Consider the following 14,267-nt stretch of genomic DNA (forward strand, 5'->3'; position numbering starts at 1 on the left):
ATAGAAATAATTTCGACTCCGCTTTCCTGACGGGTTATTACTTTGCGTCTTCTCCAGCATGACGCTCGTTGGTTTCTTCACCTTCTTGGAACGCAAAGAGAACAATTTGCTGAACTTGTTCTGGAGTCAGATTGTTTGCTTCGGTTTCTCCCATATCAGGAAGCAGTTTACGAACAATCTCAAGCCCAGCTTTTAATTGCTCTGCCGGAGTTTGATTTTCGATATCCTGAGAATCAAATTGCTGTGCCAGTGCGAATAAACCAACTGTCATTGGCGACATTTTGTAATTCACACCACGTAACATCACTTCTTTAGGTTTTGGGGCAATAGCGTCAAGGTCAAGTAGTTTTGCCATCTTCAACTCCATGTAATAAAAAGGGCTTCAAGTAGAAGCCCTATAATATATTATGTACTCGCATACTTACCAGATTAAATTAATTAATCTTGGCTTGTCTTCTGCACTGTCACAGATTGACTATTCTGAACCTTGCCTTCCTCAGATTTTTTATCTTTAGAAGCAGATTCAGTAATTACTTTTTTTTTGCCATTTTCCCCAATACACCGCTGTCATCAGGGTAAGCGTTGAATTCAATATTAAACACACGAACATCATCATGCTTGTATGCCATAGTGAAGCTACCTGCTGTAGCAGTACGTGGTAAAGTCAGAATGTAATCATCTTTGTTAAGCGGGGTCAGAACCAGAGATTCAGCCACTTCAACGAGGTTGATGCCGATACCCGTCTTAATGGTAATTTCATCGCCAGCACCGCCAACTTCACTACCCGGCATTACGGTAGCCAGTCGTTCAAGGACAGTTTCAGCCAGTGGTACGGTAACTTTTATATTACGTCCCTGAATCAGCTCAGAAACGGTTGTTTCACCAAACTGGTCAACGGTCACTTTCAGAGTATCAGTGGTAACTTCCACCTCTACACCGCCTTTGGTATAACCTAAATCAACGCCTTTGAAAGAAACGTTACATGCGCCTAGCTTAATATTTTCAACTTTTGAACCTGCCATAAGTATTCCCTTACTTATTTTAAATAACAACTGAACTCTATCACAACCCCTGCCTCAAAAGAACCTCCATCATTCTGAGGGTAGATAGCAGGTAATGTAATTACTTGTATTGAATTGAAATAAACTCCATTTATCTCAATATCACGTACTGAAAGGTGCTCCATAACAGCATTACTTAACTGGTTAACCTTTCCAATACTTTCAGCTCTAATCATAAACGGAAAAATGTCTTGATAGTAGCCTTTTAACTCTGTATCAATTTTAATCCCATCGTTAGGCGACATGACCAGATAGCCACGAGGGATTTTGGGTGGCATATAATAGCAAAACAGATCTTTGCCTATCTTTCCCACTCCTTTTGATTCAAGATACTTGGTGAACGCTTCTAAAATCATTTCCATCGACCTCGACCAAAACCAGCTCTTATACCAGCCTCTTTTAGATCATCACGGCGGCGTTTCCATACGGTATTGCCTGCGCGTTCTATAAACCCTTTACCAACTTTAACCCGCATGTTGGTGGCGTAATTGCTTTGCTGCTTAATTCGTGACAACACCCCAAGCCGATATTGTCCATCGTGCATATATCGAGCATAACGACCAACCGACACACTCTTGACGGACTTACCATGCGCGTTAAATCCCTCACGTTTCTTGTTCTCAGAAACATAAAGATTTACATGAACCTCATCCCTTCGATTCACTACATGAGCGAAGACAGCACTTTCAAGGCTACCTGTCTCACGGGGAGTCATGGCACGGGCATATTTCTGCATTTCAGCCGCCATTTTCCGTAGTTCATTGAGCAAGTTCTTTTTGAGGGCGTGCTGACTGTGCGTCAAACGTTCCTGAACACGTTTAAATGAACCTATGTCTACTGAGATACCCATAAGTTTGCTCCCACTTCAAAATGCCCCTCCTTGCCCCTCAAGCCGAATCTGTTGTGAATGCTTTTAACCTCCAGCTTCACACCTTCAACCAGCAAAATATCGTCAATATTGAGCTTTGATTTTTTGGGGAAGATCAGCACGGCATCAAACAACTCAATATCTGCTTTACCTCGTGATGCCGAGCTATCTGCTCGTACAGATGAACGATCATACGCCTGAATAAAACGGATAATCCCTACTGGGGATTTTCCAGCAAACTGTAATACAGGTTCTCCGTAAATATTCAACGTTTCAGATTTACGATAAATGGTTGCGGTTGATTGCCAACTGATATCCATATCACCCCCGACGAATACGAATTACATTGTCCGTATAACGCGCAATTAACCGCCAAGTCTTACGCGACAATGCCTGTGTTGCTCCCCTGCCGCTACGATACATATTGGTTGTTTCCCCAATAGATTCAGACAACACGCCTTCATCACGGGCATCAGCCGCGCCACCGGTAGTCACTACAGAAACAGCTTCAATCATGCAAGCTTGCGCCATATCATTGAGAAAGTAATCAGGCAGTGCGCGGTATTCTTCTTCTGTCAATTCAGAGAAGTCAATTGCATCACCTTTAAATCCCCCAGCCAGATAGAAAGGTAATGTATTAGCCGCTAACACGTTCTGAGGACGGTCGTATTCGTTATCCGAGATCTTATAAATACGTTTTAGGCTGAATTTCATGTTCTTGAGGCGTCTTGTTGCTTCTACCAACGCCTGACGTTGTATATGGTCGTTTAAGAGTAAAAACGCATCAGAGGAATACATATCTATAGCCGCCAATTTTGCTTCCATCAGGGTAATGAAAGATTCATCCGGCACTGCCAATTCGATTGAGGCGATAACGGCATAATATTGTTCAAACTCAGCCACACGACCGCTTTCTGTGGTTGTTTTCACCACAACACGACGCATGTCTTTGGTTTTACCATCAACTAAAGTGTTATATTCACCTGAGATAGTAAAGGATGCGCTCAGATCACCGCTATTCAGAGTAATGTCTTGGTCAGAAATAATCGTTTTACCGGCAATATCGAACAATGAATAAGAGGCTTTCTCTATATCAAGCGCATCAAACATCACGGTAATTTCCGACACTCCACCTGATTTGATTACATCCAGCTTTGACATTATTCACCTGCCACGTTAAGGATACTCTCGATCATCGCTTCAATTGATTTTTCACGCACATTGAATTCATTACCAATTTTGCGCAAAGCAGAAATCCCACCTTTATCAGCTAACGCCTCTAGTTCATTTCGTGTAAACCGGATAGCAGGCGCATCATTTTCTCCCTCGCGTAACAATTCAGTTATTGGCGTTGCTTTTGTTTCCAGCTCCACTGCTTGTTTTGCAGTAAATTCGCGAGATTCGGCTAATGCGGCCGCACCACTCACGTTTTTACCCTCTACAGTTTCAGCTTTCATAATTGAACAGATCCGCTGTTGATCAATAAACGGAATGGCGGTTTTACTTACACCATTCTCAAACTCAACACCGAACATGACACCGGTATAACCGGAAAATGCTGATTCTAAGAGTTTCACTTTGGCAGGTTTCATTTTTCACTTTCCTTAATGAGAAGGTGCGGCCATCCTGACCGCACTATTACTGTTGCTACTTAATCAGCTTCATCTACACCAACATCATCTTTCGGTACTTCTGGCTCTTTAGCTAGAGGCTTTTTTTCCGGCTCTTTTGCTTTTGGTGCAGGCTTATCAACAAGTTCAGAACGCACTGTTGCCAAAATACGGTTCTGTTTACGTTGAGATACTGGAGTTACTGTTTCGCCATTCTCAAACTCGGTCATAAATAAATGCCCGCTATACCCACGCATAGAACTTTCGGTAAGTTTCACTTTTTTTTCGGTCATAATTACTCTCCCTATAAGAAAAAAGGGTGGGCTTTCGCCTCACCCTCTTCCGATCACTTGTATCGATTACAGAGCCACGCCGGTCAGAGCCGCAATAGCTTTGTCGTGTTTGTTTGCCAGAGAGCAATACCATTTAACACGGGTACGAGTAGCATCTTTGTTCTGTACAGTTCCGATGTCTTCAACAACGATACCTGCATTATCACCACCGTACAGACCCGTCAGACCGTTTTCTTCGCTCAGATGCAGACAGTAAATGTCAGCTTTCTGCGCTTTTGTATCACCGGTTTTTGGAATGAAGTCATTCACAAGGAATGGCACACCATTGTGAGTCAGCATTGGGCGACCAAAGTTTTCGATCATGATTTCGGTAGGACCAACGTTTACGGTACGCAGCAGAGCACGATATGCACGAATATGTTCAGAGCGCATCATAATTGCATCAGCACCTAAGTCTTTAACCGCATCGACCAGTTCATCCAACATGGAGAAAGTCATTGCAGAGTCAGCAATGATTTTCTGATCGTTGTGGATCAGCTTTGGAATACCATCAAAGGTTTTAGCGTTAGCAGAGCTATCACCGAGGATCAGGTTGCGACGGAATGCACGAGCCAGACCTTTTACTTTGGAGCGGATTTGAATCGCCATTTGGCTATTCGTATCACCCATCGTGGAGGCAAGGAATTTATCAACATCCACATCGCCTGCCAGAATACGCAGTTTAGCAACATGTTCAGAAAATTTTGCCGCACCTTCCGGTACTTCATCATTCACATCGATAAATTGAGCTTCGCTCAGTTCAGACTCACGGTTATACAGATATGCCTTTGAGTCCACTTTCATGAACGGCAATACCGCAAACAGGTCTTCACGGTCGATAATGGTTTCAATAACACCCTGTTCAAGCGTGTTATTAGATAGCTTTTCAGCTTCTTCTCGCAGTAATGGCATCGTAAATTCCCTTTAGTATGCACACAGATTTTGCTTAAGGAGAACGTCCAGCTCCCCTTGTTAATTACTTACCAGCACGTAACTTGGCAAGTCCACCAGCAATCTTGTCGAGAGAACTTTTTTCTTTCGACATAGGTTGTTTTTCCAATACAGGATCACTCTTGGAACCTGCACCCGGTTTGGCTTTGCTGCGTAGTAGAGCATCAGATTCAGGGTCGGCTTTCAAAATGCGTTCAATGGCTTGCTCAAAGCCTAAAGCGCTACCATCACCATCAACTAAAATAGTCCGATCTTTAGCGCCGGCTGGTTTGTCATAGCCAAGAACACTGCCGTCCTCGCTGACTTCAAAATGAGTACCGTAAATCACACGAGCTTTGCTTGGCGTGATCAACGTTTCTTCACGTAAGAAGTTGGAACCGGAAAATGCCGAACCCACGGTCAGTTCAAGGATCTGAGAACGCAGTGCTTGCTTTTCGCTGTTCAAAGTTGTGATTTGATCTTCACGACTTTGCAGCTCAGCTTTATGAGCTTCAACCATCTGTTTTTTGACGGCATCAAACTCACCACGTTTCTCTTGTTCCTCTTGTTCACGGCGTTGTTTCTCTTCCTCAGCCGCCTGTTGAGCTGCCAGTAATTCAGATACTCGCTCAGGGGTTGCATCACCAAATGCCGCTAATTTTTCCGCCAGTGTCTTGTTATCGGTTTTGCGTTTCATCGTTTCTTTGATGAGATTCGCTTTCTCCGTATCAGCCACTTTCAGACGAGCGATCAGTTCTTCTTGTGAAAGTTCTGAATAACCGCCTGTGTTTGCATCTGGAATTTTCTCTGGTTGTGGAGCACCGCCACCACTACCACCCTGTGTACCATCATCGGCTTCGCTCATCAGAACGCCACGACGATCCATAAACTTGAACCCTAAACCCATTGTTTACTTTCCTTGTAAATAAATCACTCAGTCTCTTGAGTCGATTTTGGATCGGTTTCTTGATCCTTTTTATTACCTGAATCATAGGTATTTAAATACTTACTTTCAAGCATTAATTGATTATTTTTTGGCGGGAATTCCTTTAAATCCTTATCAAAAGCACTTCTCATCTCTTTAGAAACGTTCGGGAAGATTTTTTCGATCAGAATATCCATCTGATGACGGCGTACTGATTCAGGCGCTTCGATCTCTTTAAGTTGTTTAGCAACATCAAATTCATCCATCAGCCCACGAACATCAAAACTTTCGGGATATGCGACCAATTCGTCGATTTCTTCCTGCGTTTTCTCCTGCCCCATCCATTTCGCCGCCAGATAGAGCATTTGCCGTTCTGCACGTTGTAGTCGCTCGGCTTTAGTAATCAATAGGCTATTTACACGCTGAAAATCGTAGGCTTTTGCCGCACCTGAGCTGTTATCTATACCTTTTGCGTTATCCTGCTTAGTCCGTTCACCAGCTACACCGACCGAGTGATAAATTTCATTGATAACGGTTTGAACGGTCTGAATTATCATTGATGCCTGTTTCGGGTCTGGTGACATATAAAATGGCTGTGATCCCCCCTCTGCATCGTAGGTAAATACTCGTTTTGTGCCGAATTCCAAAACCTTCGTGTGATTCTCATCACCCGGCATCATCGCCTGAACAGGAATAGCCAATTGGCTAAAAGTCTGATCCTGAATAATGGCATCAAGGTTAGAGAGGTAGTTGGCGACAGCTCTATCAAGATATGCGATATCATCAATTAATGACGGGCTAAAATACCGTGACTGAGCATTTCCCATGCAATCAACAGGGAAAACAGGCACAACACCTAATTTATGTTCACCGTAATTCTCTAACTCTATTTGGGTCTGTTTAGCACTGCCTTTCTTGGTTTTAACTTCACGAAACAGAAACCAGCTTTCCCGCGTCCACAATCGATACCGGTTTTGTAAATTACCCGATGAGGTGAATGGGTTAGCATCATCACGCACCAGTTCATGTGTTAATACCCAAAGCAAATTGCCATCATCGTCATAGGCAAAATCCAGCATTTGTTGTGGCGGCAACCAATAGGCATAAGCGCGGGCATCCGCTTTTTTCTCATCGGCTAAAGAAGTTACCTCCACATCTTTCATGGTCGAATCAACGACAATCCAGATCCGCCCAAAGATTGATGTTTGGATATCGATTGCTGACATCAGCTCATCAAGGGTCATTTGTTCACGGGTAGCCCTATCCCAAAATGCCTTTACTGCATCAGGAGCATCAGCCCGTTCGCGAGAAATATTTTCTCTGAAAATGTACTTGTTGATTAGGTTGACAACTTCTCGTGTGTGATTGAAACGATAGGCACGTTCCAAACGCTCTTTGAATTCGTTATCACCCTCTTTGAAATAGCGAAAGATATTGTGTTTGAACCAATTACGCCCACCAGCATATGTAGCTGCCAAGAAATTCCAATGTTCTAATCGTCCTTCATATTCGGGATGACGACGATTAACTAACTCCTTCAATACTTTTTGGTCTAAAGATTCAACTTCCATTTAAAATCCTTTAGATAGATATTTTCATACCTATTATTGTTAACGTGAACCACCGAGAATTGTGCGTTCTTTGACAGGGAATCGTCTATGAATCGGATAGCCTATCGCATCAGTACTATGCTCAATACTCGCTGCCTTATCGATATCCCTAGAACCCGGTTTGTAGATTACTTTTTCAAATGATTCAATAAGATGTTTACATTTCGGGTCAATATAAAGTCTAACTGTCCCCGCAGCACTCATCAACAGACGGTTTGTAGCATTAACGCGATCCGCAATTGGTGGATGTTTTTTAGGAAAATCGATTCTTGTAAATCCTTTTTCTTTAAAGATATCAATATCCGACTCACCTCGTGCATGTTGACGATAACTACCAGCCGGGTCAGGAAAGATAACAACCTGATTTTTCCAGCGCCAATACCTACGCTCGATCTCGTCACACACTTCGACCGTGTTGGATGAGAACAATACTATTTCATCTACTGCCCACAGTTCTCCGTTAGGCTGAGGTTGTAACACGACAGACGACATAGGATCGATGTTAAAGTCCTGTCCTATCCAAATAGGCAGTTTCGGGTTGAATTCGCATGGTTTAACATGTGTACTCCGTACAAATGGATAATAGACACGACCAGACATATTCTCGAAAGAGGCGAGGTATTCCTGAGCAAAAGATTTAGGGTCCATATCTTCACGGGCTGCCTCAATCTCTGAATCTGGAACAAATGGCGAATCAGCGGTAACAAACTGCCAGCTTTTCCAATGCCCCTTATTCTGCATAGACTTGTTCTGGCCGATAGTCCACAATTTATGGAAAGCTGAATAACCTTTTGGTGTACCAATAATCAGAGCCTTACCTTTCGTAGATGAAAGAGTAGGACGGATTACCTTGTACCAAGTATCAGGTTTCATATCCTGAAATTCATCGAGTACAACAAAATGCAATGCTACTCCACGCAAAGTATCCGGCTTATCAGCGCCTTTTAATGCCAATTCACTGCCATTTTTCAGCACAATTGTCATTGTAGTATCGTTTTTCTTCTTGACCCATTTACGAGGGATCAATTCCTGCAAGTCATCCCAAAGGATCTGTCTTGCCATCTGATAAGTCGGTGCAATATACCAAACCCTCTGTTTAGGCGATTTTATAGCTTCTTTCATCAACTTAGAGATAGATAGACGTGATTTACCCCAACGCCGACCAGCACACACAACTTTAAATCGATGAGGCGATTTGAATACTGACATCTGCCCTTTGTGAAGCTGAACCAATTGCAGACCACCATTGCTCTGAGCCATCATTCGTCCCCGTCGTTTTCTTCGTTTTCAGTATCGAGATCGAGTTCTTCCGACAGGTCAGTCGGTTCGTCAGCTTTTCGCAATTCCGCAACCTGAGATTGTGTCAGTTCACCAAACATCAATGCTGGTAGCTCATCCTCTTCAACCTCAATTTTGTCCATGTTGAGAGACTTACTAGATACCTCAAAACATTTACTCAGCGTGATTGAAGCGCGCTGTAGTGCCTTTATATTGGCTTCCCGCTCAGCAAAACCAATTGCCGATCCTGACGCTGATGATTTAGAACCCTCAGTGACCTCCCTCATCAACAGCGCAGCAATATTGAATGCAAAGCGGTCGTATTTACCCCGCCTTTCTTCAATTAAAGCAGAACGTTCTTTCGCTCTTATTTCGGCATCTGACCTAATTGATTCACGAACTAACTTGCCAACAGCATCTGTGCCTTTGATGACCTTCTTTTTTTTGAAATGGCGCGAAAGCGTTTCTCGCCTTACACCGAAACGTTCCTCTAACTGAGATAATGAAAACTCTCCAGAAGACCAAGCCGCCTCAGCTTCCGCCCATTGTGAAGCAGACAGTCGTGTTCTTTCTTCCCTGATTGTCACTCGAAAATTCCTTTTCCGCAGTGTTAATAAAAAGACCTTGCTCCCATAATATTTATATAGATTTCTTACTAAGAATGACATGAAAACAAAGAAGATATAAAAACAATATAGATATGAAATTTATATTGTTTACTAATATATATTATTGGGAGCACGGTATTATTAACTATACATTTTTGCAACTGCTCTACCGAGGTCTGTCAGTTCATACACCACTCGGTTATATCCATCTGTTGTACGCTTTCTCAAACCACTTTTAACAACGACCCCTTTTTTGATAAGGGCACGGATAGAGAATTGCATGGATTGTTTGGTTGTTTTGTAAGGCAGCATTTCCAGCAGCTCGTCCATATCGACTGGATTCCCCCGCTCCACTCCAATCCAAACGGTACGGATGATTGATTTTTGCTTTTCAGTTACGTCCATGTTTAAGAATTCCTTTTTAAATCACGTTTAAACGCTCTGTATCCAATTGTGAGCGTATATCTTGGTTATCGAATGCCAGAAGTGGGATTTCATTTGGCAGTGCTTTCCCGAAGTCTGGATTCCGATATGCTCCATACAAAGGCGTGGTAAAGCTGAGGTTATGAATTTCTTTGAGCAATTTAACGATCGCTTCCTCAGTCGTTAAGGTGTCCAAAATATCCTGAATTGTCGTACCTCTATTCCGACCAGCTTTCGCCAGTGACGAATTTTTATGATAGTTAGCAACCAGATCAGACAAAGCTCTGCGCCTACGAGCATCAGTCATAGAAAACAATTCTTTTACGATTGATTCTGTGTCACCGGCATCTGATCGGAAATGACGCTGATATACACGCAATGCACTTTCATAGGTTTTCGGTCGCTCTGGTCGAATGAAGTCAAATCCGGCTTTCATTGCGAATGGGTTGTACTTGCTCATTGAGGACTGAATTTCAATGATCGGCTTATCATGCATACGTGAGGCAATATTAATTAGCCGGTAGCTGACACCAAGACCTCGGTAAAGCGTATCGACTACACAACGGCTAATAACTGCAAAATTCGCATTAACGTATTTTCCCCAATACTGGTTGGCAACCGTCGTGTTAGTTGTCGGTTTCAATTTGGGAAACATTCTGTGCCGTGGTGCCAGCAGCAACTTTGGATAGGCCACCACTACAACTCCCACTAAGCGATCACCTAATGTACATTTGTAGTAGCTTGGCGCAAATGGCTTGCCGTCTGTCTTATAGTGAAGTGATTTAAGCTCATGCCAATCTTCGACCGTTCCTTTCGAAACAACCATGTCTTTCATGAAGTTTAAGTGTTTCGGAAAATCCTCCGGTTTATGCCGCTTAATTATCACGTCCATATTCCACCTTCACCCGCTCTTTGTAGTGCTTGGTAATTGTTACGCTAGGACATAATGCATTAATTAGATCTTCATGAGTAGTTGCCACCATGACGGTTGCACCAACATTACGCGCCGCTCTTTGGAAGTTTGAAGCTACTGCCTGTGCGGTGATACGGTCTAACACAGCCCCAAATTCATCAGCCGCCCATATCTGAGCACCAGACTCAATCAGTTTTGCAATTTTCAACCGATAACGTTGACCATCAGACATTTCAGATGGTTTTCGGATAAATAGATAAGCATCGTTCAAACCAGCCATTGACAGTAAACTCAGCGCTTCTGCGGTAGTTTTACCAACCTGATCAATAATATTTTTGCCGTCATCAAAGGTAATATCATCGATAGATGCAATGGTTTTATTTTCGTCTTTCATCAATCGTTGTAGCTCTCGCAAAATCACCGATTTGCCAGAACCAGATTGACCAGTGATATACACAACATCTCCCTGTTCAATTTGAACCAGTAAGTTGTCATAAAGAGTGAATTGCTTATCATCCATACCTAAGCCGAATGACTCTGCAACTTCTAGTGTACGAGTTGTTTTAGTCACGCGGGTATCGAATGAAACGTTAATGGTGTAATCACTCATTGTTGCTCTCCGTACATTTCCTGAGAGATTTTCTCAGCAAATGCCAGAAAAGCGTCTATGCCACTCTTTCCCGTCATTTCTTCCATGTGGGCAAGTAAATCCCCAACCACAATCGCGGAGCTTGCAGGGATCGATTTAAATCCCATTACGTCCACCAGACGAACGTCTTCATTTGCCACTTCACGAGTGACTGCATCGTGCTCGTCTTTCTGGCGTTCCGTTTCAGCCGATAAATCTGCAACCAAATCATCAGTTGCCATTGAGCCGGTCATATCTTCTACTAATACATTCAATTCACGCTCAGAAAATCCGTAAACGGCAACATCACTGTCAATAAGGCTTTTCAGCTCTTCTTGCAGCAACATCGCATCATAGTCGATACTGGCTAGGCGATTGTCTTCCAGTCTTTTTGCAGCAACTTCGGTTTCGGTCAGGTCATCACGGATAATAACGGGGACTTTTGTCAGACCAGCAAAGATTGATGCCTCAGTTCTACCGTGACCGGTAATAATCACCCAATTTTTATCAACAGTGATAGGCTGGTCAAAACCACGTTTTTTTATGGCTTCAGCGAGGTCTTTAATTTGCTGGTCATTATGTTTTTTAGCATTCTTATCATACGGAATAAGAGCACGAGGATCTAAATAGACAATTTCAAATTTCTTTTCCATTAACGTACTTCCCTGTATTTTTCCGCAATAAATAAAAGAGCTTCCCCGGCATCTTCCATTTTGTTGCCCGTTTTAATGCCCTCGTCACGGATAACAGCAGCTATCACGGCTTCAATTGCCTCTGCCGAGTCTGTCGTCACTTTAAATCTCATGGTTTGGTGAAAACTCGCTTCGGCTTTTTCAGCTCGTTCACGTAATGACTCAGAACCAGACTCATCCATTCCAGTGCCTGAACTCATTTCAGTACTCAACGCTTCTAATTCTCGAAATGCTGCTTCTGTCGAAATAGCAGGCATTACCTCTTTGAGAATATCGTCTATCGGTGCAAGGTCTGCAAAGCTATAGGAAAGGTCTGCCTGAATTTCCTCAAGCAAACGAGTAAAGCTATCCGCATCATCTTCACCGTATCGCTCATTGTCGATAACAGAGATTTGCTTTGCAGCTGAATCACTGATTTCACCTAAACTGGCAATCATAACAGTCTGCATACCAAGTTCTACAGCAGTCCGCCAGCGATGTTCACCACCTAAAATCTCGTACTTATCACCGATTTCACGAACAATGATTGGTTTAAATAAACCAAGGCGAGTAACAGATTCTTTCAGCTTATCCATATTCATGAGTGGAACACTGTTGGTGTTCCAACCGTTAGGAACAAGTTTTCCCGTTTCTACCTCTAAAAATTTAGTTTTACTTTCCATTATGTTTTTTCCATACTTTTCCATAAGTATTCACTTACCTAGTATAATATCTGTTTTTTAAAAATATAAGGTTTTATTTATGGATATCGTTATTGCATATAACGCAGTCAACGCATTAATAAGTAAAAATGCTAATGAGAGCGTTTTACGCTGTGTTCAGGATGCGTTGAGCTATGAGGTTGATGGAGCGCAGTTTAAATCAAGCGGATGGGATGGCAGATCGACAATGTTCAATTGGACAACGCGCAGTTTTCCATCGGGCTTTGTTGCGGCAGTAACAAAGAAATTAGAGAAAGCCGGTCACAGGATACTTTTACAACGTAAGCCCATGACTATGCCATTAGGACAGCCCAATCCAAAGATAAACAACTTTCCACACAATCCCGATTACATTTATCAGGATGAAACTGTCGAGCGTCTGGTCAAGCTAGGCGGGATGATTGCTCAGATTGCAACTGGTGGCGGCAAATCAAACATTGCGAATAAAGCAGCAGCCAGAATAAATAGACTGACGCTATTTATCACGACACGCTCTGTGCTTATGCACCAGATGAAAACCAATTTTCAGAAATCCATCGATTACCGAGCTGAGCATGGTGAACTTCACTTAAAAGGTGAGAAAATTGGGATCATCGGGGATGGCTTATTTCATTTCTCTCGTTATATCAACGTTGCCACCATTCAAACCTTAGTTAGCTTTCTTGATGAGTATCCTCGGTTCGTAGAAAAACTACCACCAAAAGGAAAAAAAGCAGCCAAACCCTATCCTACTAAAGAAGAGCAACGCAAGGAATGGGAGAAAAAACGTGAGTTTCACTACCGCAGACGTGATGCGATCACCAAAATGCTAAAAGAAGTCAATCTGCTAATACTGGAAGAAGCGCATGAATCGTCAGGTAACGCTTTTTATGATATCTGTCGTATGTGTATGAATGCTGATTACCGATTAGGTTTAACAGCAACTCCATTCATGAAAGATTCCGCAGAAGCCAATATGCGTTTGATGGCTGTTACTGGTTCTATTGGAATAAAGGTATCAGAACGATACCTCATAGACAAAGGCATTCTGGCAAAACCTTACTTTCTCTATTTAAGAACAGACTACACACCAGATGAGGCGAATATCAAAAATGATTTGTCTGAAAAGGTCGGAAATTTTCGTTTAGGTCGTAACTCACCATACACACGAGCCGCACAACTAGGGATTACTTATAATCTAGCCCGAAACAGTCTGATCGTTCATCAGGCAAAAAAAATGGTTAAATATAAATTAACCGTGATGATCCTTGTTAGGCTTAAACGACACGGCCAGATTTTAAAAGAAATGCTAGAAAATGTAGGTATCAAAACAGAATTTATTTTCGGTGAAAGCAAACAGGCTGAAAGAATGGCTCAGCTCGACAAACTACGTCACCGTGAGATTGATGTACTGATAGGTTCGACAATACTCGACGTGGGTGTTGATGTTCCCGGTGTTGGTGGTGTCATTCTTGCCGGTGGTGGGAAAGCGGAGGTAGAGCTGCGTCAACGTGTAGGCCGTGGACTTCGCAAGAAAACCGAGCAGGCTAATATTTGCTTTATAGTGGATTTTCTTGATTATTCCAACAATAACCTGCTGCAACACTCGTTTGAACGAAGAAACATTATCAAAGAAACCGAGGGATTTGTTCAAGGTATTTTACCGGAAGGTGGTGAATTACCTTTTCACCTACTTAATCAATAGATAT

18 protein-coding genes and 1 pseudogene are annotated in these 14,267 nt (G+C 42.6%); 1 reads left to right on the plus strand and 18 read right to left on the minus strand.

Annotated features, from left to right (window positions below; all coding sequences use genetic code 11):
- Positions 1-37: 37 nt before the first annotated feature.
- From AACS92_RS05245 to AACS92_RS05330, 18 genes and pseudogenes are all read right to left on the minus strand, one after another.
- Positions 38-355, minus strand: coding sequence for a hypothetical protein (locus AACS92_RS05245; protein WP_099110286.1), 318 nt, complete (start codon positions 353-355; stop codon positions 38-40).
- A gap of 178 nt (positions 356-533) precedes the next feature.
- A pseudogene (locus AACS92_RS05250) lies at positions 534-1,022 on the minus strand (hypothetical protein); the annotation flags it as partial.
- Between the two features lie 14 nt (positions 1,023-1,036).
- Positions 1,037-1,423 carry a minor capsid protein gene (locus tag AACS92_RS05255; RefSeq protein ID WP_099110288.1) on the minus strand — a complete coding sequence of 129 codons (387 nt, stop codon included), beginning with the start codon at positions 1,421-1,423 and terminating at the stop codon, positions 1,037-1,039.
- Positions 1,414-1,911 (minus strand): hypothetical protein, encoded by a 498-nt coding sequence (locus AACS92_RS05260; protein WP_099110289.1) that lies wholly within the window; start codon positions 1,909-1,911, stop codon positions 1,414-1,416. Before AACS92_RS05260 ends, AACS92_RS05255 begins: the two co-directional genes overlap by 10 nt.
- Positions 1,896-2,249: a hypothetical protein gene (locus AACS92_RS05265; RefSeq protein ID WP_099110290.1), complete on the minus strand. Its 354-nt coding sequence runs from the start codon at positions 2,247-2,249 to the stop codon at positions 1,896-1,898. The genes AACS92_RS05260 and AACS92_RS05265 overlap by 16 nt, the downstream gene beginning before the upstream one ends.
- 1 nt (position 2,250) lies before the next feature.
- Complete coding sequence (locus AACS92_RS05270) at positions 2,251-3,090, minus strand: hypothetical protein (protein ID WP_099110291.1); 840 nt, start codon at positions 3,088-3,090, stop codon at positions 2,251-2,253.
- Entirely contained in the window at positions 3,090-3,521 is a 432-nt protein-coding gene (locus AACS92_RS05275) for a hypothetical protein (protein ID WP_099110292.1), read from the minus strand. The genes AACS92_RS05270 and AACS92_RS05275 overlap by 1 nt, the downstream gene beginning before the upstream one ends.
- A gap of 59 nt (positions 3,522-3,580) precedes the next feature.
- Positions 3,581-3,832, minus strand: coding sequence for a hypothetical protein (locus AACS92_RS05280; RefSeq protein WP_099110293.1), 252 nt, complete (start codon positions 3,830-3,832; stop codon positions 3,581-3,583).
- A 66-nt stretch (positions 3,833-3,898) separates the two neighbouring features.
- Positions 3,899-4,783, minus strand: coding sequence for a major capsid protein (locus AACS92_RS05285; protein WP_099110294.1), 885 nt, complete (start codon positions 4,781-4,783; stop codon positions 3,899-3,901).
- Positions 4,784-4,847: 64 nt separating this feature from the next.
- Positions 4,848-5,708, minus strand: coding sequence for a DUF6651 domain-containing protein (locus AACS92_RS05290; protein ID WP_099110295.1), 861 nt, complete (start codon positions 5,706-5,708; stop codon positions 4,848-4,850).
- A gap of 23 nt (positions 5,709-5,731) precedes the next feature.
- The gene (locus AACS92_RS05295; RefSeq protein ID WP_099110296.1) at positions 5,732-7,297 is read right to left on the minus strand and encodes a hypothetical protein; all 1,566 of its coding nucleotides are present in this window, start codon (positions 7,295-7,297) and stop codon (positions 5,732-5,734) included.
- A 39-nt stretch (positions 7,298-7,336) separates the two neighbouring features.
- Positions 7,337-8,596, minus strand: coding sequence for a phage terminase large subunit (locus AACS92_RS05300; protein ID WP_099110297.1), 1,260 nt, complete (start codon positions 8,594-8,596; stop codon positions 7,337-7,339).
- Positions 8,596-9,201: a DNA-binding protein gene (locus AACS92_RS05305; protein ID WP_099110298.1), complete on the minus strand. Its 606-nt coding sequence runs from the start codon at positions 9,199-9,201 to the stop codon at positions 8,596-8,598. The genes AACS92_RS05300 and AACS92_RS05305 overlap by 1 nt, the downstream gene beginning before the upstream one ends.
- 162 nt (positions 9,202-9,363) lie before the next feature.
- On the minus strand, positions 9,364-9,627 hold the full coding sequence (locus AACS92_RS05310; RefSeq protein ID WP_099110299.1) for a hypothetical protein: 264 nt from the start codon (positions 9,625-9,627) through the stop codon (positions 9,364-9,366).
- Positions 9,628-9,643: 16 nt separating this feature from the next.
- Positions 9,644-10,537, minus strand: coding sequence for a hypothetical protein (locus AACS92_RS05315; protein ID WP_099110300.1), 894 nt, complete (start codon positions 10,535-10,537; stop codon positions 9,644-9,646).
- Positions 10,521-11,168, minus strand: a complete 648-nt coding sequence (locus AACS92_RS05320) for an ATP-binding cassette domain-containing protein (protein WP_099110301.1) — start codon at positions 11,166-11,168, stop codon at positions 10,521-10,523. The genes AACS92_RS05315 and AACS92_RS05320 overlap by 17 nt, the downstream gene beginning before the upstream one ends.
- On the minus strand, positions 11,165-11,839 hold the full coding sequence (locus AACS92_RS05325) for a ParB/Srx family N-terminal domain-containing protein (RefSeq protein ID WP_099110302.1): 675 nt from the start codon (positions 11,837-11,839) through the stop codon (positions 11,165-11,167). Before AACS92_RS05325 ends, AACS92_RS05320 begins: the two co-directional genes overlap by 4 nt.
- On the minus strand, positions 11,839-12,540 hold the full coding sequence (locus AACS92_RS05330; protein ID WP_099110303.1) for a ParB/RepB/Spo0J family partition protein: 702 nt from the start codon (positions 12,538-12,540) through the stop codon (positions 11,839-11,841). The genes AACS92_RS05325 and AACS92_RS05330 overlap by 1 nt, the downstream gene beginning before the upstream one ends.
- Before the next feature lie 79 nt (positions 12,541-12,619).
- On the opposite strand from AACS92_RS05330, the gene AACS92_RS05335 reads away from it, so the two are divergent.
- On the plus strand, positions 12,620-14,263 hold the full coding sequence (locus AACS92_RS05335) for a DEAD/DEAH box helicase (protein WP_099110304.1): 1,644 nt from the start codon (positions 12,620-12,622) through the stop codon (positions 14,261-14,263).
- Positions 14,264-14,267 lie beyond the last annotated feature (4 nt).

The sequence above is a fragment of the Xenorhabdus sp. KJ12.1 genome (assembly GCF_963876495.1).
Taxonomy (GTDB): Bacteria; Pseudomonadota; Gammaproteobacteria; order Enterobacterales; family Enterobacteriaceae; genus Xenorhabdus; species Xenorhabdus stockiae.

Bases quoted from the DNA above. Each gene is read 5' to 3' on its own strand.
- AACS92_RS05300 (WP_099110297.1), bottom strand. From the start codon at position 8,596: ATGGCTCAGAGCAATGGTGGTCTGCAATTGGTTCAGCTTCACAAAGGG.
- AACS92_RS05325 (WP_099110302.1), bottom strand. From the start codon at position 11,839: ATGGAAAAGAAATTTGAAATTGTCTATTTAGATCCTCGTGCTCTTATT.
- AACS92_RS05265 (WP_099110290.1), bottom strand. From the start codon at position 2,249: ATGGATATCAGTTGGCAATCAACCGCAACCATTTATCGTAAATCTGAA.
- AACS92_RS05330 (WP_099110303.1), bottom strand. From the start codon at position 12,540: ATGGAAAGTAAAACTAAATTTTTAGAGGTAGAAACGGGAAAACTTGTT.
- AACS92_RS05245 (WP_099110286.1), bottom strand. From the start codon at position 355: ATGGCAAAACTACTTGACCTTGACGCTATTGCCCCAAAACCTAAAGAA.
- AACS92_RS05280 (WP_099110293.1), bottom strand. From the start codon at position 3,832: ATGACCGAAAAAAAAGTGAAACTTACCGAAAGTTCTATGCGTGGGTAT.
- AACS92_RS05255 (WP_099110288.1), bottom strand. From the start codon at position 1,423: ATGGAAATGATTTTAGAAGCGTTCACCAAGTATCTTGAATCAAAAGGA.
- AACS92_RS05320 (WP_099110301.1), bottom strand. From the start codon at position 11,168: ATGAGTGATTACACCATTAACGTTTCATTCGATACCCGCGTGACTAAA.
- AACS92_RS05315 (WP_099110300.1), bottom strand. From the start codon at position 10,537: ATGGACGTGATAATTAAGCGGCATAAACCGGAGGATTTTCCGAAACAC.
- AACS92_RS05285 (WP_099110294.1), bottom strand. From the start codon at position 4,783: ATGCCATTACTGCGAGAAGAAGCTGAAAAGCTATCTAATAACACGCTT.
- AACS92_RS05295 (WP_099110296.1), bottom strand. From the start codon at position 7,297: ATGGAAGTTGAATCTTTAGACCAAAAAGTATTGAAGGAGTTAGTTAAT.
- AACS92_RS05310 (WP_099110299.1), bottom strand. From the start codon at position 9,627: ATGGACGTAACTGAAAAGCAAAAATCAATCATCCGTACCGTTTGGATT.
- AACS92_RS05275 (WP_099110292.1), bottom strand. From the start codon at position 3,521: ATGAAACCTGCCAAAGTGAAACTCTTAGAATCAGCATTTTCCGGTTAT.
- AACS92_RS05260 (WP_099110289.1), bottom strand. From the start codon at position 1,911: ATGGGTATCTCAGTAGACATAGGTTCATTTAAACGTGTTCAGGAACGT.
- AACS92_RS05290 (WP_099110295.1), bottom strand. From the start codon at position 5,708: ATGGGTTTAGGGTTCAAGTTTATGGATCGTCGTGGCGTTCTGATGAGC.
- AACS92_RS05335 (WP_099110304.1), top strand. From the start codon at position 12,620: ATGGATATCGTTATTGCATATAACGCAGTCAACGCATTAATAAGTAAA.
- AACS92_RS05270 (WP_099110291.1), bottom strand. From the start codon at position 3,090: ATGTCAAAGCTGGATGTAATCAAATCAGGTGGAGTGTCGGAAATTACC.